Origin of the sequence: Odoribacter laneus YIT 12061, assembly GCF_000243215.1 — a bacterium.
Lineage (GTDB): Bacteria > Bacteroidota > Bacteroidia > Bacteroidales > Marinifilaceae > Culturomica > Culturomica lanea.
The window spans coordinates 2,794,150-2,814,741 of the sequence record NZ_JH594596.1 but is presented as its reverse complement, the minus strand read 5'-3'; the positions used below and the strand labels follow the sequence as shown (position 1 = coordinate 2,814,741).

15 protein-coding genes and 1 pseudogene are annotated in these 20,592 nt (G+C 40.3%); 15 read left to right on the top strand and 1 reads right to left on the bottom strand.

Annotated elements, in window-relative coordinates:
• The first annotated feature begins 18 nt into the window (after positions 1-18).
• The 14 genes and pseudogenes from HMPREF9449_RS11675 (at position 19) to HMPREF9449_RS11610 (ending at position 18,195) form a co-directional block, all read left to right on the top strand.
• Positions 19-2,355 carry an ABC transporter permease gene (locus HMPREF9449_RS11675; RefSeq protein ID WP_009137470.1) on the top strand — a complete coding sequence of 779 codons (2,337 nt, stop codon included), beginning with the start codon at positions 19-21 and terminating at the stop codon, positions 2,353-2,355.
• 82 nt (positions 2,356-2,437) lie between these two features.
• Positions 2,438-2,968: an ABC transporter permease gene (locus HMPREF9449_RS11670; protein ID WP_147640069.1), complete on the top strand. Its 531-nt coding sequence runs from the start codon at positions 2,438-2,440 to the stop codon at positions 2,966-2,968.
• 27 nt (positions 2,969-2,995) lie between these two features.
• Complete coding sequence (locus HMPREF9449_RS11665) at positions 2,996-3,181, top strand: hypothetical protein (protein WP_009137468.1); 186 nt, start codon at positions 2,996-2,998, stop codon at positions 3,179-3,181.
• 5 nt (positions 3,182-3,186) lie between these two features.
• Positions 3,187-4,119, top strand: a complete 933-nt coding sequence (locus HMPREF9449_RS11660) for an ABC transporter permease (RefSeq protein ID WP_040611402.1) — start codon at positions 3,187-3,189, stop codon at positions 4,117-4,119.
• Between the two features lie 51 nt (positions 4,120-4,170).
• Positions 4,171-4,701: an ABC transporter permease gene (locus HMPREF9449_RS11655; RefSeq protein ID WP_040611400.1), complete on the top strand. Its 531-nt coding sequence runs from the start codon at positions 4,171-4,173 to the stop codon at positions 4,699-4,701.
• Positions 4,702-4,912: 211 nt separating this feature from the next.
• Positions 4,913-7,231, top strand: coding sequence for an ABC transporter permease (locus tag HMPREF9449_RS11650; protein WP_040611398.1), 2,319 nt, complete (start codon positions 4,913-4,915; stop codon positions 7,229-7,231).
• Positions 7,232-7,315: 84 nt separating this feature from the next.
• A pseudogene (locus HMPREF9449_RS17040) lies at positions 7,316-7,981 on the top strand (ABC transporter permease); the annotation flags it as partial.
• 234 nt (positions 7,982-8,215) lie between these two features.
• Positions 8,216-9,625 (top strand): ABC transporter permease, encoded by a 1,410-nt coding sequence (locus HMPREF9449_RS17035; RefSeq protein WP_390621394.1) that lies wholly within the window; start codon positions 8,216-8,218, stop codon positions 9,623-9,625.
• 39 nt (positions 9,626-9,664) lie between these two features.
• Positions 9,665-9,922, top strand: coding sequence for a hypothetical protein (locus tag HMPREF9449_RS11640; RefSeq protein WP_009137463.1), 258 nt, complete (start codon positions 9,665-9,667; stop codon positions 9,920-9,922).
• 187 nt (positions 9,923-10,109) lie between these two features.
• Entirely contained in the window at positions 10,110-12,629 is a 2,520-nt protein-coding gene (locus HMPREF9449_RS11635) for a M1 family metallopeptidase (protein WP_009137462.1), read from the top strand.
• Between the two features lie 219 nt (positions 12,630-12,848).
• Positions 12,849-13,325: a Dps family protein gene (locus HMPREF9449_RS11630; RefSeq protein ID WP_009137461.1), complete on the top strand. Its 477-nt coding sequence runs from the start codon at positions 12,849-12,851 to the stop codon at positions 13,323-13,325.
• A 598-nt stretch (positions 13,326-13,923) separates the two neighbouring features.
• Positions 13,924-14,904, top strand: a complete 981-nt coding sequence (locus HMPREF9449_RS11620) for an IS30-like element IS4351 family transposase (RefSeq protein ID WP_009136301.1) — start codon at positions 13,924-13,926, stop codon at positions 14,902-14,904.
• Between the two features lie 27 nt (positions 14,905-14,931).
• Positions 14,932-16,308, top strand: coding sequence for a BACON domain-containing protein (locus HMPREF9449_RS11615; protein WP_009137459.1), 1,377 nt, complete (start codon positions 14,932-14,934; stop codon positions 16,306-16,308).
• Between the two features lie 30 nt (positions 16,309-16,338).
• A complete protein-coding gene (locus HMPREF9449_RS11610; RefSeq protein WP_009137458.1) occupies positions 16,339-18,195 on the top strand; it encodes a BACON domain-containing protein in 1,857 nt (618 codons plus the stop codon).
• A 116-nt stretch (positions 18,196-18,311) separates the two neighbouring features.
• Here HMPREF9449_RS11610 and HMPREF9449_RS11605 read toward each other — a convergent pair whose 3' ends face one another.
• A complete protein-coding gene (locus HMPREF9449_RS11605; RefSeq protein ID WP_040611856.1) occupies positions 18,312-19,220 on the bottom strand; it encodes a DMT family transporter in 909 nt (302 codons plus the stop codon).
• 186 nt (positions 19,221-19,406) lie between these two features.
• On the opposite strand from HMPREF9449_RS11605, the gene HMPREF9449_RS11600 reads away from it, so the two are divergent.
• Positions 19,407-20,579 carry a dicarboxylate/amino acid:cation symporter gene (locus HMPREF9449_RS11600; RefSeq protein ID WP_009137456.1) on the top strand — a complete coding sequence of 391 codons (1,173 nt, stop codon included), beginning with the start codon at positions 19,407-19,409 and terminating at the stop codon, positions 20,577-20,579.
• Positions 20,580-20,592 lie beyond the last annotated feature (13 nt).

The window sequence follows — 20,592 nt, the reverse complement described above, 5'->3', positions numbered from 1 at the left end:
AATATAAATGATTATCTTATGAAACTGATCCAATTTAAAATGATTTTTCGTAGTTGGGCACGAAATAAAGTCTATACTGTCATTTCTGTATTTAGTTTGATTGTGGGTTTGACATGTAGCATTTTAATGTCTGGTTTTGTTGGAAATGAATACCGGATTGCGCATGCTTTACCCAATAGTGATCGTTGGTATGGGTTAAAAGAGACCAATGTTTTCTACGGAAATACGGAATTGGAGCTTTTTGGAGGCAGTGAAGGGAGTTTGGCTTTACAGTTAAAAGACCGGTATCCGGAAATAGAAGATTACTGTGTTTTTCATTACTGTAACGTTCAGGTGGTTGATAAGGGTAATTCTCGGGAGATAAAGGGGTATTATGAAGTACTGCCGGATTTTGTCCGTATTTTTCAACCGAAAGTGATACAAGGCGATTTAGAGCAAACACTTAAACGACCCGGAGAAATAGCGGTGACCCGTTCTTTTGCTTTAAAACAGTTTGGGAAAGAAAATGCTATAGGAGAATCTTTAGTTTTAAATGTCAGTCAAACGGTACGCTTATCCAATGGAACGACTTATAGTAAGATGGGGGAAAAAGTCTATACTATAACGGCCATCTTGGATGATTCCCAAAGAAATTTTTTCAATTACAGTTTATTAACCGGCTTGCCGGAAGCTGAGATTGCTACGAATTTAAAAGGCTGGGTTGGGTCGTATTATACTTTTATCGGCTTAAGCGAAGGGGTAAAGGCCGAAGATATCGAAAATAAAATTGCGGCTGATTCTACTTTCAATACGGACGGTAAAATGATATTTGTTCCGTTGGATGATGTTTATTTTGCTTCCGATGCGGAATTGGAGGGATTAATTTTGAATAGAAACCCTTTATTTTTATACATCGGAATGAGTATCGCCTTAGCTGTTTTGCTGATTGCTTGTTTTAATTATATCAATATCAGTATGACCCGTACGTTACAGCGGTTGAGAAATACAGGACAACAAATGGTATTTGGGGCTTCCAGGGGACAGATGAAGACACAACTGATGATTGAGACAACTTTGCAGGTACTCTTTGCCGTGGGCGTCGCTTTTATATTAATTTATCAGTTTTTGCCTCAATTCAATGGGTTGTTTGAAGCCCGTTTGCTTTTTTCTGATTTTTTTACCGGAGCGACTCCTTGGGTTTTGCTGGGCTTGTTAGCCTTAGTAATTGTTCTGCCTACGCTCTACATTTTTTCCCGATTAGGCGAATCACAATTAAGTCGTATTTTAAAACAAGAATATGGAAAACGTTCCCGTTTGATAACGGGAATGGTGGTGGCTCAATTTGCCATCTCCATTGTTTTATTGATTTTTACGGTAAATGTCCAGCGCCAGATGGATTTTATTGCCCATAATCGTTTGGGAGCTGAAAACATTATTCTAATTGATCCAGACGTAATGATGGACGAAGATTTAGGAGCTGTATTCCACGAACGGCTTTCTTCTATTCCCGAAATTGAAGAGATTGCCTGGGGATCGGCAATGACAGATGGAATGATATATGTTAACGGGAAAAATATGAACTTGGTATATGCCGATGAGAATTATTTTCGTTTATTTAATTTGCAATTTGTAGAGGGAGCACCCTATACAGCCTCTTCTCCCAAAAATCATATCGTGGTCAATGAGGCAGTGATCGAAAGGTGGGAGATAAAAAATCCTGTAGGAAGTCGTTTTGAATTTAGTGGACAAGAATATATCATATGCGGGGTCGTTCACAATTATATTTTCGATGATTTAACGAGGGCAATTGAGCCTTTAATGATTTCTTCGGAATATCCTTATACAACAGTGGTAAAGGTTTCAGAGAAGAACTGTTCGGCAGCAATTGCCAAAATGATGGCTTTGTGGAAAGAAATTGCACCTGATGAACAACCGTTTGAATGGGAAACTTTAGCCGATGCTTTCCGGAATTTACACCGGGATCAACAAAAGATGTTCCGTCTGGTGTTGGTATTTTCTTGGATAAGTTTGATTTTAACTTGTTTGGGACTGTTCGGTCTGGCTTGGTATTCCGTAGAAAATCGGATGAAAGAGATCGCGCTCCGGAAAGTAAGCGGGGCGACTGAAATGCAGGTTATGGAAGTGCTTTGCAGTCGTTTTGTGAAATGGATTTTAATAGCCTTTCTGATCGCTTTACCTGTAGGAGGATATTTTACTTTACAATGGATAAAACAGTTCGTATACCAGCAACACATGACGGTGTGGACTTATATCGGTGTCGGAGTTTTTGTTTTTTTAGTTGGAATGTTAACGGTCGTTTGGCAAACCTGGCGGGCCGCTGTACGCAATCCTGTGGAAACGCTGAAAAGTGAATAAAGCCGGGAAAGTATTTTGAAAAAGTAGAATGAAAGCTTTCTTTTCTGTCATAAGAGAGATCAAAAAGGGAAAAGGAGATACTGTGACAAAAATTTTGTCTCTGACAATTGGTATGGTCGTCGGAATTGTAGTATTGGCTTATAATTTATCTGTTTATTCCTACGATCGTTTTTATGAAGGGGCGGACGAAATATACAGAATTCAGGAGTGGGAAATTGTCAATGGACAATGGGAAGATTATAATTGGATTATCCGGGCCCCTCTTGCCCCTGCAATGGCAGATCATATTCCGGAGATAGAATCCGCTACTGTCGTTTTTGGACAGGAATCCCTCGAATATCAGAAAGGAGAAGATTATATACAGGCGTGGACCATATATGCCGATACATCTTTTTTCAATGTATTTCCTCGTCCGTTATATGCCGGAAATCCGGCAGAAGACTTGGTTTTACCCGGACAAGTGTTTGTTTCGGCAAAGTTTGCTCAAAAAATGTTTGGAGACCGGCAAGCTGTCGGACAGGAATTGGTAACTGAAGAGGGAAGCTGGATAGTGACGGGAATATTTGAAACTGTACCGGAAAATACACATCTGTATTTTGATGTGGTTCGGTAGCTGGAAACATTGCGGGAAAGCAGCAGTATGGATTGGAACGGAGAGGAGAGTTTCCGAGGATATCTACGTTTGAAAAAAGGGGTGAAACCTGCGACAGTAGAAGTGAAGATGGGAACGGTTGTCAAAGAATATGAGAAAAATGAATATGCAGGGGAAACTTACTCTTTACAGCCGGTAAAAAAATCGAGCTGGAAAACCGATCAGAGGAAATAGCTCTCTTGTATGCTCTGGCATTTGTAGTATTACTTATATCTATATTAAATTACATTTTGCTTTCTTTTTCTTCCTGGAGCGTAAAGGCTAGGGAAATCAGTATTCGTAAGGTGAATGGGGCTACGATGAACGATATATTTGCTCTGTTCTTAACAGAAGCAGTGGTGTTTATAGGAATCGCTTTGGCATTTACAGTAGGAATTATTTGGAGTGTAAAGCCTTATTTAAAAGAAATAATGTTTGTTTCTTTCTTGCATAGTTTGTGTACGGTACCGGTATTCCTTGCCCTTTTAAGCCTTATCGGAGGTTTTATCTTTTTTGCCGGCTTCATTCCGGCTAAAATTTTTTCTTCTATATCTGTCCTGCAAGCGTTCCGTCCTTTGATTTGCAACCGCTATTGGTGGAAAAGAGGATTATTGTGGGTACAGTTCACAGTGACCGGGTTTATTACGATTTTGCTTCTCATTTTTGTAGGACAATACGATACTTTGGTTCATACAGAACAAGGATATTCTCTAGAAGGATTATATTATGCCCGGTTTAAAAATGAAGGAGGGCTTGTAAAAGCGCAGAGTCTAAAAGGAGAACTGGAACGTTTGCCGTTTGTAATGCGAGTGTCTGTCGCTACAGATATTCCGCTTCATTTTCTGAATGGAACATGTGCATATCATGCAGAAAACGAAAGAGAATTAGTGTGTTCCCGTTATTGTGCTGTGGATGAGGATTTTCTGAAAGTACTCCAAGTCCCTTCGACAGATAGACAAGCAGAACCGAATGTTGTCCAAAAACGAAGAGAGGTGGTCGTCAATGAACGTTTTGTTCAATTATTGAAAAAACAAGATTATGATAAAAATTTTTTTTTAATGGGAGGAGAAATTAAGCAGATAGGAGAAGTTTGTACGGATTTTCAAATCGGATCTTTTTATAACGAACAGTAACCTTTACTCTTATGCCCGTTAGTGCATTCAATAGCAGAGAAATATCTTTATTTGCTGCTTCGAATCTCTTCTCCTGTTCATGAAGAGGTTCGTATTGTAGAGAGTACAATTCAAAGATTATTAGAACAACCCCGTGTGACCCTGTGTCGTTTTCAAGATACTTTTTACAGAATGTATCAGGAGGTCCGCATGATGCGGAATAGGGTAGCGCTGGTTTTCAGTTTGGCTTTATCCCTGGTGATTTTAGGATTAATGGGTTTTGTCGGAAATGAATTGAATAACCGTATGAAAGAAATTGCAATTCGGAAAGTAAACGGGGCTTCTATGAATAGAATTTTCTTGCTGTTGTTTCATCACTTAGGAAGCTTATTTTTATTGTCTCTGCCTTTTGTAATAGCAAGTGCTTATTATGCCGGAAGTTTATGGTTGAGGCAATTTGCTGTACAAATTTCTTTGACTTGGAAAATCTTTGTTTCCGGACTTTTGATAACAATATTTGTGATCTGTATGACTCTATTGTTGAAAAGCTGGCGGGGAATTAGAATAAATCCGGCAGAAACTTTGAAAATGAATCGGGAATAATAAAAAGATAAAAGCTTATCCCTCAGCAGAAAAAGAATTTTTCTATGTCTAAAAAATGGGCAAGTCTTGTCTAATAATTTGACATCATAAATAGAATTTTATAATTTTAAATTACTGATTTACATTGTGTTATTGTGTGTGGTATGAATTTTGTTATCTAAATATAATAGATTTTGATTTTGTTTACTATGAAACGCTTTCATTATATTTTATGGTACAGATTTTTCGTAATTTTTTCCATGTTTTAAAACGTTCATTGGGAGCCAGTATTTTAAATATTGCTGGTTTGTCTGTGGCCTTTGCCGTATTTACAGCTATTTTGATTCAGGTGGATTACGAATATAGCTATAACGATTCATTTCCGAAAGCCGATCAGATTTACCGATTGGAAATGAAAAAGGAGTCTGGAAATCAATATTCCTCTTTGGTTCCTAAACCGTTTTATAAGCTGATAAAGTCTGAAATACCTGAATTGTCTTTCTCTTGTATTATTGGAAAGTCTTTTGGCTCGGCGGCCTTTACTGTTGTCAGGCAGAGTGGAGATATGGATTTTTTTGAAGATAGTTATGGATATACGGATACCTGCGTCGTTCGCGTTTTTGACTTGGAAGTAGTAGCAGGCGATTATCGCCAAGCTTTGACAGAGAAAAATAAGCTGTTTTTACCTTTGAGTTTAGCACGGAAATATTTCGGGGGGACTGATGCTGTTGGAAAAACAGTGTTATTTGGTGGAAACCGGGAAATGACAATTGCTGCCGTTTACCGGGATGTACCTTCTAACTCTATTTTTCAGAACATGCCTTATTCCGGGAGTTTTAATCAATGGGAAAGTTGGAATCAGTGGAATTATGAAACGTATTATGTCATTCCGGAGGGAACAGATTTTCAGGCCTTAGAATATAAATTGCATGGGGTAAATAATGAAATAACCGATAGATTAGGAGATTACGAAATAGAGTTTTATCCGTTAAAAGAGCTTTATTTTGCTGATGTACGACATGTCCGGGAAGCTAGTGGAAATAAAGCTATGACAAATGTTTTACTGTTGATCGGATGTTTGATTTTGATTGTAGCCCTTGTGAACTTTGTGAATTTTTCGACAGCATTGGCTCCCTCGCGGATTAAAAGCTTGAATACCCAGAAGACGTTTGGGGCGACAAATCGTTTTTTGCATTTTTGCATTGTTTCCGAAGCCATGATGTTTGCGCTTATTTCTTGTTTCTTGGGATTTTTGTGGTGTTATTTACTGGGTACAACTTCTTTACAGGAAGCATTGTATGCTTCTTTAAATCCTTTGCATCATACGGAGCTGTCGTTCTTCATAATCGGAATAAGTCTTGTTGTCGGGTGGGTGGCAGGATGCTATCCGGCTTTTTATATGACTTCTTTTCCGCTGGCTCTGGTGTTGAAAGGTTCGCCGGCTCTGTCTCCGTGCGGAGTTTATTTGCGTAATACATTGGTTGTTTTTCAGTATGTTGTTTCCGTCGCATTGATTATCGGCATATTGCTTATCAGCCGCCAATTGGAATGGATGAAAAACCGACCTTGGGGAATCGACAAAGAACATGTCGTTTTTTTGAAAGCGAACGGGGATATATTTACTCAACGAAATGCCTTTCGCAATGAGTTATTACATAATTCGGCCATCGTCAATATTACTTCCGCTTCGGAATTAATAGGGGATGTGGATATGCAACATTGGCTTTTTAATGCTTCTGTCAATGGTGAAGACCGGATGATCGACTGTGATGTCTGTATGGTTGCACCCAATTACCTGGATTTTTTTGGATTGAAAGTGTTGGAAGGGGATTCTTGTATATCGCCACGTGATAGTACGATAATGGTGAACGAGACATTTAAAGAGAAATACGGTTTCGATCCGATGGGAAAAGAAATGGCCGGAATGAAAGTGGGAAGAATAGTAAAGGATTTTAATCTCCTCCCTCTTCAGGAGAATATCCGTCCTTTATTACTGGGTATAAAGGAAGAATGGGCTCATTATTTTTATATTAAAATCAATGCTGCAGCTCGGAACGAAGCTTTGACCCATATCCGGAATACTCTTCATAATTTTTCTCCTACTTATGGTTACGACGTGAAATTTTTGGACGATCATCTCAATAGTTTGTACGGGAATGAAGAGCGTTTGGGAAAGTTGGTCAATGTTTTCGGTTTGGCTACTATTTTAATCGCCTTGATGGGCGTATACGGACTGGTATTGTTTAACGCTAAGTTCAAAGCCAAAGAAATTGGGTTAAGAAAAGTGAATGGGGCTACGAATTGGCAGATGGTCGTTTTGCTCAACGGTACTTTTTTGCGTTTAGTTTTTCTTTCTTTTGTGATTGCATGTCCGTTGACTGGATATGCCCTGTCGTTCTGGTTGAATAGTTTTGCTTATAGAACGACGCTTTCTGCCGGGATATTCCTGTTAGCCGGTTTGATTGTTCTGGTGATCACTTTACTGACGATTAGCTGGCAAAGTTGGAAGGCTGCGAATGCTAATCCGGTGGAAGTGTTGAGAAGTGAGTAAAGATAGAAATAAAAATATAGATTGTCTTTCAGGAAGGGAACACAAGGAGAGACTCATTTTATAAATGTGATAAGTTGTATAAATATGTTTCGGGAATTTTTATTGACATTAAAACGGAATAAGCTGGCATTTATATTAAATATTGTCGGTTTATCTGTTGCTTTTAGTGTTTTGACAATCATCGGTTTTCAGGTGAGTTATGAATTGGGTTATGATCGTTCCTATAAAGATGCCGATCGGCTTTATCGTTTGAATATTTGTATGAAAGAATACGGCACTTATTTCGGTATATGTGCTCCTTTGGCCGAACAGATACTGGAATCAGTGCCGGATATTGAAGCGGGGGCAATAGTTGCATACGATGGTCCGAAGAAAATGGTGGTGACAAATGAAAAAGGGGATCGGCAGACTTTTGAGGAAGATTATTGTATCGTTAGTCCTGACTTTTTTGAAGTGTTTTCCCCTCACATTAAAGCGGGAGATCCGGAAAGTTGTCTGGAAAATAAACAGTCCGCCGCTATACCTGTAAGTATGGCTTTACGATTGTTTGGTGAGAAGACGCCTTTGGGAAAAACATTTATGGCTGATGGAAAAGAAGCAACAGTAACCTTGATCTATGAGGATTTCCCGAAAAATAGTACCATGAGAAATGCTGTTTTACGGCCTGTAGAAGAGAAGGTTTGGTGGAATTGGCCTTATGTTTTTTATATGAAATTACCGGCTGGAATACAGCCGGAAGAAGTAGTACGCAAGATTGCAGCTATAGAGTTCCAAGGAGAGAAAAAAGAGCAGCTTGCTTCAATCCGTTATGAAATACAGTCGATAAAAGATCTCTATTTTAAAGGGCAGGGCAAAGGAAATGTAGAAAAGGGAAATTTAAACACAACGCTTTCGTTATCCGCTATTGCTGTTTTGATTCTCCTGGTGGCTTATGTAAATTTTATAAATTTTTCAACGGCATTGGCTCCTGTCCGCATCCGGCGGATGAATACACAGCAAATCCTGGGATGCACTTCCGGACGATTGAAAAGAACTATTATTGCTGAGTCGGCCTTTGTTTCATTGCTGGCTTTCGGCTTATCATTTGTGTGGACAAACCTTTTTATTTCCTCGCCTTTAATCGGTTTTTTTAACGCTGACCTGCAGTGGTCAAGTCATTTGGGACTATTGGCGATAATTGGAAGTAGTGCCTTCGCACTGGGTTTATCGGCAGGAATTTACCCGGCTTTTTATATGACTTCTTTCCAGCCTGCTTTGGTGTTGAAAGGAACATTTGCTTTGACTCCCAAAGGAGTACGGTTGAGAAATTCATTGGTAGTCTTTCAGTTTATTTGTACTGTTGTCTTGATTACAGTAGCTTGCTTTATCAAACTTCAGCACAATTATATGCGGAATATGGATACAGGTTTCGAGCGGGAAAATGTGTTGTATGTGCCTTTGAAGGACAATATCCGTCGTCAGTTAGATGCTTTCACTCGCGATTTGGAAGCTTGTCCGGAAATAAGGGAACACACGCTTACCGGTTATCTGCCCGGGCAAGTTGGAAATTGGTGGGGACGGGAGGTAGCCGGAAAAGAAGTAAATTTCGCTATATGGCCTGTAGGGCATAATTTCTTGCGTTTTTTCCATATCAAAATAGAGGAGGGGATGGATTTTTTTGAACACTCTACCAAGGGGATGAACAAATTAATCTTTAACCGTCAGTTTTTGAAGAAATATGATTTGGATGATATCTTGGGAAAGGAAGTGAAATGTTATGACAATAAGGGACAGATCGTCGGTATTGCAGCGGATGTTAATTTTAATACCGTCCGGGAAAAAATCGGGCCGATGGCTTTTGTGTGCGGTGACGATCAGATAAATAATTTTATATTGCTGAAAGTGAGCGGTAACCGCTTACCTGAAACTGTCGGTTATATTCAAAATCTGGGAAAGCAATACGCTGTGGAAGATTTTTATGTCGGTTTTCTGGATCAATTTGCGGCCCGGTTGTATCAACAGGAGGAACATTTTGCCCGTTTGATTTCTGTTTTCGGAGTGGTGACCATATTGATTTCATTGATGGGGATCTACGGACTGATTTTATTCAATGCCCGATTCCGCATCAAGGAGATTGGTATCCGCAAGGTAAACGGTGCGACGGAAGTAGAGATGATAGCTTTGTTAAACAAAGGTTTTTTGAAGTTGATTGTATTTGCTTTTGTTTTGGCGATACCTCTTGCTTGGTATGTGGTTCGGGAATGGCTGTCGGGTTTTCCTTACCGGATTCCTGTATATTGGTGGGTATTTTTATTGGCAGGAGTGACAACTTTGCTTATTACAGTACTGACGGTAAGTTATCAAAGTTGGAAAGCTGCGAATACTAATCCGGTGGAGGTGTTGAAAAATGAATAAGGAAACACAGGAAAAAAGTGTAAGAAGAAAACGTAAACGATGAAACTTAATTTTATTATCGGATTTCTCTGCTTAAGTGGAATCGTGTCTGCTCAATCCTTATTCCCCAAAGATTCTTTAAAGGCTGATTTCCGGGAATTTATAAAAGATCTGGAAGAAACTCATCCGGATCCCTATACGGCATTTGGAGGAAAAGTTTTTTACCCTTCTTATCCCTTATCTTATGACGATTATGTCAGGTATGCCTTTGATCAAGAAACAGAATTACGCTATCTTTTGGATGAAATTCTGGAGTGAGATACTTCCGGAAGGTTTTATATGTTTTCAGCTTTAAGAAGGGACTGTCCGAAAAAACTTATAGGACAGTTTTCTTTTTATTTGTTGTTTCGATAAATGGACAATATCTTTAAATTTGTAAATCTGAAATTTGGAGTCCATTTTGCTTTCAAAGGGAGAGCATTTTAAAAATATAAAGATAGGTGGTATGAAGAATGTATATTTGTGGTGGGGAATCTGTAGTTTGTTTTTTATCGGGGGATGTACACAAAGGCAAATAAATTTGGCAGTTCCCGGAGTAAGTAAAGAATTGGCTGTTTACCGGAAAGCTTCCGTTTCTGATTTGAAATATAAATTGGAGTTTCATCTTCCCGCACAGCAAAAAGAGGCGGTAAAAGGAAAGGTGGAGATTTCTTTTCATCTGTCAAAGCCGGAACAGATTATCCTGGACTTCAGGGAGGACCGGGAGAAGATAAAACAGATCACGGTTAACGGTCAGCTTTCAGCCTATCGGTTTGAGAAGGAGCATATCATTATTCCCGTTTCGGAAAGTGTTGTTGGATTCAACCGGATGGAGATCGTATTTATTGCCGGAGATCGGTCTCTAAACCGGAATGAAGATTATATGTATACTTTACTGGTACCGGATAGAGCCCGTACTTTATTTCCTTGTTTTGACCAGCCGGACTTGAAAGCCCGTTTTACTTTGAGTCTGCGCCTTCCACAAGAATGGCAAGCTGTGAGTAATGCTCCGGAAAAAGACGCTTATGAGGCAGATAAAAATCGTTGGGTCTGTTTTGCAGAGACGGAACCTTTGAGTACTTATTTATTTTCTTTTGTAGCAGGACGTTTTGAACGGGCTTTCTATACACAGGAGGGAAGAGATATTTCCATTTATCACCGGGAGACAGACCCGCAGCGGGTAGTTCAATTGCCCCTTATTGCCGGTCAGGTGTTCGGAGCTTTGAACTGGATGGAAGAATATACGGGGATACCCTATCCGTTTGCCAAATACGATTTAATTATTTTACCCGGTTTCCAATTCGGCGGAATGGAGCATACCGGAGCGACTTTGTATAATGACAATAGAATGTTTTTAACAAGCCATCCTACCGTAAATGAAGAGCTGGGACGAGCTGAGCTGATTGCTCATGAAACGGCACATATGTGGTTCGGTGATTATGTTACGATGAAATGGTTTGACGATGTGTGGACAAAAGAAGTTTTCGCCAATTTTTTTGCAGCTAAGATGATAAAACCTCTTTTTCCTGCCGTAAATCATACTTTGAATGATTTGAAAAATTTTTATGCTGCTTCTTATTCGGAGGACCGGACAGCGGGAAGCAACGCCATTAAACAAGACTTGGGGAATTTGAAAGATGCGGGATTGGTATACGGACAGATTATTTATAATAAAGCTCCTATTGTCATGCAAATGTTGGAAAAGCAATTGGGAGAAGAGGCTTTTCGGAAAGGGATACAGGAGTATTTGGACACTTATGCTTATTCCAATGCTGATTGGGAGGGATTAATGGATATCCTGGACCGGTATACGCCGGTCGATCTGAAAAAATGGAGCCATATTTGGGTTCATGAAAAAGGATTACCGGAAATTTCTGCCCGGAAAGAAAAGGGCTGGTGGTGGTTGGTTCAGCGAGATACCTGGAATAGAGGTATCCAATGGGCGCAACCGGTAAGCGTAATGTTCGTGAAGGGCGATTCGATAAAAATAAAGGAGATGTTGTTGGAAAAAGAGAAGACCCGGATTTCTTTAGCAGCGGAAACGGATATTGTAGTGCCGGGTGGCGGAGGAAAAGGATACGGATATTTTGCTTTGGACACGGCTTCTCTTTCTTATGGACTGAAGCACTGGAAAGATTTTCAGGATCCTCTCCATCGGATGAGTATTCTCATGGCCCTTTATGAAAATAAAAGACAAGGGAAATTAAAGTCTGCTGATTTTCTGACATCCATATTGACATCTATACAGAGAGAAGAAAATCCCTTGATTTATTCTGCTTTATTAGGATATCTGGAAAGTTGTTGTGCAGATCTCTGTACAGATAAAGAAAGTATACAAAAAGCGGAAGAAAAATGCCTGACCTTGATATATAGTTCCTTGGGAAAAGAATACCGGTTAGGGGCTTTCCGAACGCTACTCCGTATTTTTCGTTCCCCTTCTTGTTCCCAGAAAATATATACGATCTGGCGTTTACAACAATTGCCGGAAGGCTTGTATCTCAGTGAACGGGATTATATGAATATGACCTATGAGTTATGTATACGTTTGCCGGAAAAGAGTGAAGAGATGCTGGAAATACAGCAGTCGAGGATAACAAATCCCGACCGCCGCCGGGAGTTTAATTATGTGGCCCGCGCTTTGAGTCCTTGTGCAGAAGTCAGAGATTCCCTGTTTTTTTCTCTTTTAAAAGCCGAAAACCGGCAAATAGAACCCTGGACCCTTGCTGTAATTTCTTATTTAAACCATCCTTTACGGCAAAAAGAAGCCTTGAAATATATCCGGCCTGCTCTGGAAGCTCTGGAAGATATTCAACGTACAGGGGATATTTTTTTCCCGAAAAATTGGGTGGCTGCTACTTTAAGAGGTCATCGTTCTCCTGCGGCAGCGAATAGTGTAAGGGATTTTTTAGAAGCTCATCCTTCTTATCCGCCTTTGCTCCGGAATAAGATACTCCAAAGTGCTGACCATTTACTTCGTTTAGAATAGAAAAAGTTTGGAAAATCTCTGGAAGAGGAGATAAATCGGGTTTATAAAAATAAGTTCCTGTATCTTGTGATTTTGTTTTTACGTATAATGTGTTTATAGACAGTTGTTATAGTTATAATTTATTAACAAGTAAAAACAATCGATTTGATTTATATGTTTAGTTGTTTTATCTTTGTATCAAAGAAAGAAAATAGTATAAATCAATAAATACAATTAATTATGAAAACAACAGACTTCATCGGTTTGAATGCCGAACAATCAAAAAAAGAAATCGAACTTTTAAATAGTTTATTAGCGAATTTTCAGATTTACTATCAGAATTTACGAGGGTTTCATTGGAATGTTAAGGGTAATCGTTTTTTCGTACTTCATGCAAAATTTGAAGAGTTGTACAATGATGCGATCGAAAAGGTAGATGAATTGGCAGAGCGTATTTTGACATTGGGGGGAGTTCCTTTGCATTCTTATGCAGCCTATGCTCAGGCGGCTTCATTGAAAGCTACAGAAAACGTATCGGACGGAGACGAATGTTTACGGATTGTTTTGGAAAATCTTTCCGTATTGATCAATCAGGAACGGGAGATCTTGGCAGTAGCAGCTGATAATGGGGATGACGGAACGCAGGATTTGTTGACCCCGTATATTTCAGAGCAGGAAAAATTAGTATGGATGTTATGTGCTTATCTGAATAAATAAGAAAATAAGGGTAAAATGTGTAAAACCGGCTGAAATGTAAAATTTTCGCCGGTTTTTTAATTTTCGGTCTTTTTTTTTACTACTCATCGATTTTTATTTTCATAATAAAGTCTTCATTTTCTCGAATTTTATTCTTTCCTAAAGACAAACTTATTTGAAATTTTTCCAATGTTGTATAGTTATTTTTATATATTTGTTTGATTTTAAAAAAAATATATTTAAATCCGTTCATTAAGTAATTCAAGATGGGTTTTGAAGGGGTGGTATAGATAAAATAAGAATAGTTTAAAATTTTATTAGGAAGGAGAAAATATCCAATATACAAATAAATTATTCGATTTTATTTTTATACCGAGGCTATCTTTAAGGATGTTTTTATTACAAGGTTTGATATTCATTTGAATGATCTGGCTTTGTAAATTTTTATATTTCTTGAGTTCAACTTATAAATGCAACTTTTTGGGTGCGGATAATAAGCAATAAAAACATTTATTTTTCAGAGAGGAAAGAGAGACAATGTCCCCCTTTCTCTCACTCTGAATGGATAAAGTTTGCTATCTTTGCTTTAATTGTCCGTCCAAAGAAAAAAAAGTTGCAGATGAGCAAACATATAACCGAGGAACAAAGGTATGCAATTTCTATGATGTTGCAAATACCGATGAGCAAAAAAGCAATAGCGGAAGCTATCGGAGTAGATAAAAGCACTGTTTACAGGGAGATAAAGCGCAATTGCGACGCCCGAAGTGGTAGCTATAGCATGGAGCTTGCCCAGCGAAAAGCAGACAGGCGCAAGCAGCAAAAACATCGCAAGGAAGTGCTTACACCGGCAATGAGAAAACGGATAATAAAGCTGTTGAAGAAAGGATTCAGCCCGGAGCAGATTGTCGGCAGGAGCCGCTTGGAGGGAATTGCGATGGTATCTCACGAAACGATATATCGCTGGATTTGGGAGGATAAGCGGCGGGGTGGCAAACTGCACAAATATCTTCGCAGACAAGGTCGCAGGTATGCCAAACGTGGTTCTAAAAATGCAGGGCGAGGATTTATCCCAGGCAGGGTGGATATTGATGAGCGTCCCGAGATAGTGGAACTGAAGGAGAGATTTGGTGATTTAGAGATAGATACAATTATTGGTAAGAACCACAAAGGTGCCATTCTTACCATTAACGACAGAGCAACAAGCAGGGTCTGGATACGCAAGTTGTCGGGAAAAGAAGCCATCCCGGTAGCTAAGATTGCAGTATGGGCACTGCGGAAAGTGAAAAACTTAATACACACAATTACGGCTGACAATGGAAAGGAGTTTGCAAAGCACGAGGAAATTGCGCAAAAATTGGAAATAAAATTCTATTTTTGCAAACCATACCACTCATGGGAACGTGGTGCCAATGAAAACACCAACGGGCTTATCAGGCAGTATATCCCAAAGGGTAAGGACTTTAGTGAAGTAACCAACAAACAGATTAAGTGGATTGAAAATAAACTCAATAATCGACCTCGTAAAAGACTTGGATACCTCACGCCAAACGAAATATTTAAACAAATTATTAATCAGAATTCTGTTGCATTTGCAAGTTGAATTCAGCTTTTAAACCAAACTTGACTTATGAAAAAAAAATTGACTTCAGTGGTAAGATCTATGGTATGTCTTTTGGCTACTGTCGGATTTATTGCTTGTGAGGACACGAACTATGTGTACGTGTCCAAAGCTAAGGTCGGTCTGACACCTTCGACCGACATTGTTTTTACAAATGAAGGAGGAGAACGTACGATTGCGGTACGTACGAATCAAAAAGAGTGGACTGTATACTCCGATCAGGATTGGTGTAAAGTGGTCCCCACCTCGGATGGAGATGGCTTTGTGGTGAGTGCCCTCCCTAATTCTACTATTCAATCGTTACCGGAGGCGACGATTACGGTGAAAACTTCGGCTGATCAGTTGGAGGATAATTTTGCCACGATGAGTTTGAAAGTCAATCAGACCGGATTTAATCTTATTGATTTAAGTGCTGAAGGATGTGCCAATTGTTATGTCGTTTCAGAAGCGGGTTATTATAAATTCGATGCGCGGGTGCAGGGAAAGAGCGGGTTGCCGACAGCTTCCGATTTTTCCTCTTGTTCAGCCGATTGGATTTGGGCTACCCAGGAAGGACTTTTGGTTTTAGAACCAAAGGTTGAAAATGGTTATATTTCATTTGTGTGTAGCGATTTTAAACCGGGAAATGCTGTTGTTGCGTTAGTGGAAGGGGGTAAAGTTGTTTGGAGCTGGCACATTTGGTTTACCGACCAGGTGCTGGAAGCCCGCGAACGCAATATGATGTGTGTAAATTTGGGTGCTGTTTCTGATTTACCGGGTGAGGTATCGCAATTTGGGCTTTTCTACCAATGGGGGCGTAAAGATCCGTTTGTTGCTTCTTCTGGTGTAGGGCATTATCCGGATCAGGTCATTTCATCTAATGAAGAAATTGCGTTTGCTCAAGGTGAGGAAGATGGAGTAAGTTATACTGCCGCTAATATAGTAAATACAAATCTTGTTTCCGATTGGAATGTTTCAAAAGAGAGTGATGCTCATACCCATTCGACTGCTTCGGCCGCCGCTACAACCTTTTTTACTGCAATCAAGGCATTGCCTAATTACGGGACAGAATGGACGGGAGAAAGTGATCCTTGTCCGCCGGGCTGGCGACTACCGACGAGAACGGAATTGGGTAATTATTTTTCGGGTTCTAACAGTACGATTTCCTGGGAAGATTATAAAGGGGTCATACGCGGCAAAGATTGGATTCCGGCTCAGGGATACCGTAATTTCCAGAATGGACGTCTGACGTTGATAGGTCGTAGTGGCTGGGTGTGGACCAGTGAAACGAATCCCTACGATTTGATGACTGGTTTTAATTATGCTATCGGCTTCGAAGAAGGAGGGTATGCTCGTACGAATATTATGATTACTTATGGATTCAATGTTCGTTGTGCCAAGGAGTAGCAATTCGTCAAACAAAAAATGGAAAATGTTATGAAAAAAATACTAGCTATAGGAATAATAATGGTGGGGTTTTGCTGTATGATGGCTTGCTCGACCAAAGATGAAATCGTAATGGCAGAGGTGACGACACTGCGTTTACTCCCAGATGAAGACGTGGTTTTCGGTGAGGCTGGCGGTATTCTGGATATTCAGGTAGAAACTAATGGGAAAAACTGGAATGTAGAGGTTTCTCAGGACTGGGTGAAAATTGAATCCTCGGCTCAATCGTTCCGTTTGATAGCGGAAGAAAATACCGGTACCGAGGCGATGCCTCAGGCTGTTGTAACAGTAGTAGCTTCTTCTGGTGACGATACAGATGAAGTTTCGTTTACCGTGTCGCAGGAGGGATCTGCTCCGGCTGTGATGACAATTGAACCAGAGGTAGAATCATTGCGGATTCTGTACAACGGTATTGATGCAGACTTTTATATCAGCAGTAATAAAGTCTGGAAAGCAGAATCCGACCAAACCTGGTGTGTCGTTACAAAAAAAGATGAACATACCTTAGTGATATCGGCGGAAGAAAACAAAACTTTTGAGGCTATGCCTCCTGCTACGGTAACCATCACAGCTGGGGTGGCACCGAATGCTGTGACGAAGAAAATAGATGTGACGCAGGAAGGACGTCCTGAAGTGATCGCTTCCGATTTGAGTGCCGGAGGTACATCGAATTGTTACGTCGTTTCTAAGGCCGGAACGTATATGTTTAATGCTTGTGTGAAGGGAAATAATGCTACAACTCCCGGCATTACGCCTACCACTCTTGCCCCGGTTTCAGCCGAGTTGCTCTGGCAGGATTATTATAGCGATGGTACAGGTATTGCCAACGACATTAGTTATAAGAATGGCTATATTTATTTTACGACCGGAGAAACTTTCCATCCCGGAAATGCTGTCATTGCTGCTAAAGATGCTAATGGCGAAATACTTTGGAGCTGGCATATCTGGTGTGTGGCCGATTTACAAGCTCACCCCTATAATTCCTATGAGACGGGCACGGAAGCATTTCAGGTACTTGACCGGAATCTGGGTGCTATTTCGAATGAGGTAGGCAGCGATTATGCTTTGGGATTTTATTACCAATGGGGACGCAAGGATCCGTTCCCGGCAGCTGCTGGTAATGGCGATGGCAATAGTCGTAAAGATGGCGATTTGGCCTTCGGATGTAGCGGACCGGACGATTACACCCAACCCGGTTATACGGCTTATACATATGATTCTGTCGGTACGATTATCAATTCGGCCGAAAATATGAAATGGTCTTTTGAGATCGGAGGAAAGCAGATAGAAGATGCTGTACGGAATCCGATGCAGTTTTATTATCAGGTTAGTTATACGCTGACCGACTGGCTTGAAACGCCTGATGATAATTTGTGGGGAAACCCTTATGCTAACGGAAAAATATATGTTTTTGATACTTATAAAACTACGGAGATAAGTACAGGGAAAGGGGTGAAAACAATTTATGATCCCTGTCCTGTCGGTTACAAGGTGGCTCCCGGAAATTATTGGAGTGAAGCAGCAGTCGTTTACCAAAAGGCTTTCCAATCTCCGTTGATGACTCCTAATGCGAGCTATTATGGGTATGTTTATACAGCGGCTGACGGTGCAAAAGATTGGTATCCGCTGGCAGGACGCCGTCAGAATATTTCAATCAGTCCCGGAAAACTTTACGGTGTAAGCACCACGGGATTTATGTGGGGTTCTTCGCCTGCTGCTGACCCGGCGGAAGCAGCCGATTCCAAAAAACATCAGGCAACCGCTATTTCGGTGTCTCAGACATCGTGGAATCCGGCTTCGGCGGTAGCCCGTTCGAACGGTATGCCCGTACGATGCATAAGGGAATAAATACAGATGGTTAATGGTAAAAAAGGGTGACAAAAGGACTGTCCTTTTGTCACCCTTTTTATGGTAAGTTTTTGTTCTGATCTTTGAAAAAGAGGGGTGACGTTACTACTGTCCCTTTATCCCTTCAACTCTTCTTTGGATTTACTTTGGGTAACCAGGTACACTCCGGAAAATACCAAAACAGCTGCAAGGGGTTTATCCCAACTGAATATGTCTTGCCCGATCGTAATTGCAATAGTCGAGGCAATTAAAGGTTGAGCGTTATTGTACATACTGACCGTTGTCGGGCGTATCCGTTTTAAAGCCATGGGGACAAGGAAATAAGCTAATCCGGTAGCGATGAAGACAATATAACTGATTCGACCTAATACGCTCAAGGGGACCATTTCGGAGAATGCTTTGGCTGTGCCTAAATCCTGCCATCCGAGAGGGAGAGAAAAAAGGGCTGAGAAAAGAAACATCCATTTCATTAAGGTAATAGGACTGTAACGCAAAGAGACTGAGCGGGTAATGATCAGGTAAATACCGTACGTAATGATGTTTATCACACTCAACAAGTTCCCTAGCATTTCGTTAGGGCCTTTGGCGGCGCCGGAAGAATGAAAAATAAGAAGCAGTGCTCCGGCTACACCAGCCGCTACACCAGCCGCTTTTTTAAAAGTTATCGGTTCTTTTAACCAAATTGCTGCCATCAGCATAACGACAACGGGGGTCATGGCCGCTATCAAAGAAATATTTACCGGCGATGTGTATTTTAAAGCTGTCGCAAAGGAAAGCTGAGCCCCTACAAGTCCGAATAAGGCTCCGAATAAAAGGATTACTAAATCTTTTCTACTGACTTTTTCTTTGGGAAAAAAAGAAGCGATTATCCAGAATATCAAGGTCGCAAAAGACATGCGCAAAGCCGTGAGAGCGGTGGGAGAAATCCATACCGGAACGACTGTTTTTGCAATAGGGGTGTTGAGCCCGAAAATAAGATTGGTAAAAAGAATGGCAATATGCCCTTCCCACTTTTCTTTTGTCATAAAGTCGCATTTAGAACGGATTCCCGTTTTCTGCAAAAGTACAACTAATTGCCCGGAAAAGAAAATCCCTTTTTCTACCTCTTCCAGAATGTTTAAACTTTCTACATTCGGGCATTTCCCTTGTAAAAATAAAAAAACAATTGTAACATTGCAGCGCCTTAACCGTTTTAACAATAAAACCGATTTATGAGAAAAATAAAATTAGGTCTTTTACCGCGTATTATTCTTGCAATAGTAGCCGGAATCGTTTGTGGTTTGTTTTTCCCGGATGGATTGGTCCGGATTTTTATAACCATTAATTCTTTGTTTGGGAATTTTTTGGGCTTTATTATTCCTTTGCTTATTTTAGGATTAGTCGCTCCGGGTATTGCTGATTTGGGCAAAGGAGCGGGACGGCTTTTGCTGATTACAGCTTTGTTGGCTTATTGTTTTACTTTATTTTCCGGTTTCTTTACTTATTTTACTTGTGATTTCACTTATCCTTGGTTGCTGGATACTGCAGAGACCCTTACCCCTTTAGGAGAAGAGGAAGTAAAAGCACTTACACCGTATTTTACGATCGAAATGCCCCCTTTAATGGGTGTGATGACCTCTTTGATTTTGGCTTTTACCCTGGGATTGGGAATGTCTGTTATTTCCGGAGATAAGTTGAAAGGTATGATGGAAGATTTCAAAGATATTATTAATGTCGTGATTATGTCTGTCATTATCCCACTTTTGCCTTTGTATATTTTCGGTATATTTTTAAATATGACCAATTCCGGTCAGGTGGCAGGTGTAATGGGTGTTTTTGTAAAGATTATTTTGGTCATTTTTGTTATGACTGTAATTCTGCTTTTTCTTCAATTCTTTATTGCCGGTTTAGTCGGAAAAGCGAACCCTTTTCATTTATTTAAAAATATGTTACCAGCTTATATGACGGCTTTGGGTACGCAATCGTCGGCAGCTACAATTCCTGTGACTTTGGAACAAACCATAAAGAACGGAGTGCGTCCTGAATTAGCAGGTTTTGTCATACCCCTTTGTGCTACTATTCATTTGTCGGGTAGTACGATGAAAATTGTTGCCTGTGCGATGGCCATTATGCTGATGTCCGGAATGGAGGTACATTTTGGACAATTTGCCGGTTTTATCATGATGTTAGGTATAGCTATGGTGGCGGCTCCGGGAGTGCCCGGAGGAGCTATTATGGCCGCTTTGGGTTTATTGCAGTCCATGTTGGGTTTTGATGAAACGGCCCAAGGCCTGATGATTGCCCTTTATATTGCAATGGATAGTTTCGGTACGGCGACCAATGTAACGGGTGACGGTGCCATAGCAGTAATCATAAATCGTATTTATAAAGGCAGGGAAAGCTAAGTTTTACTTTCCT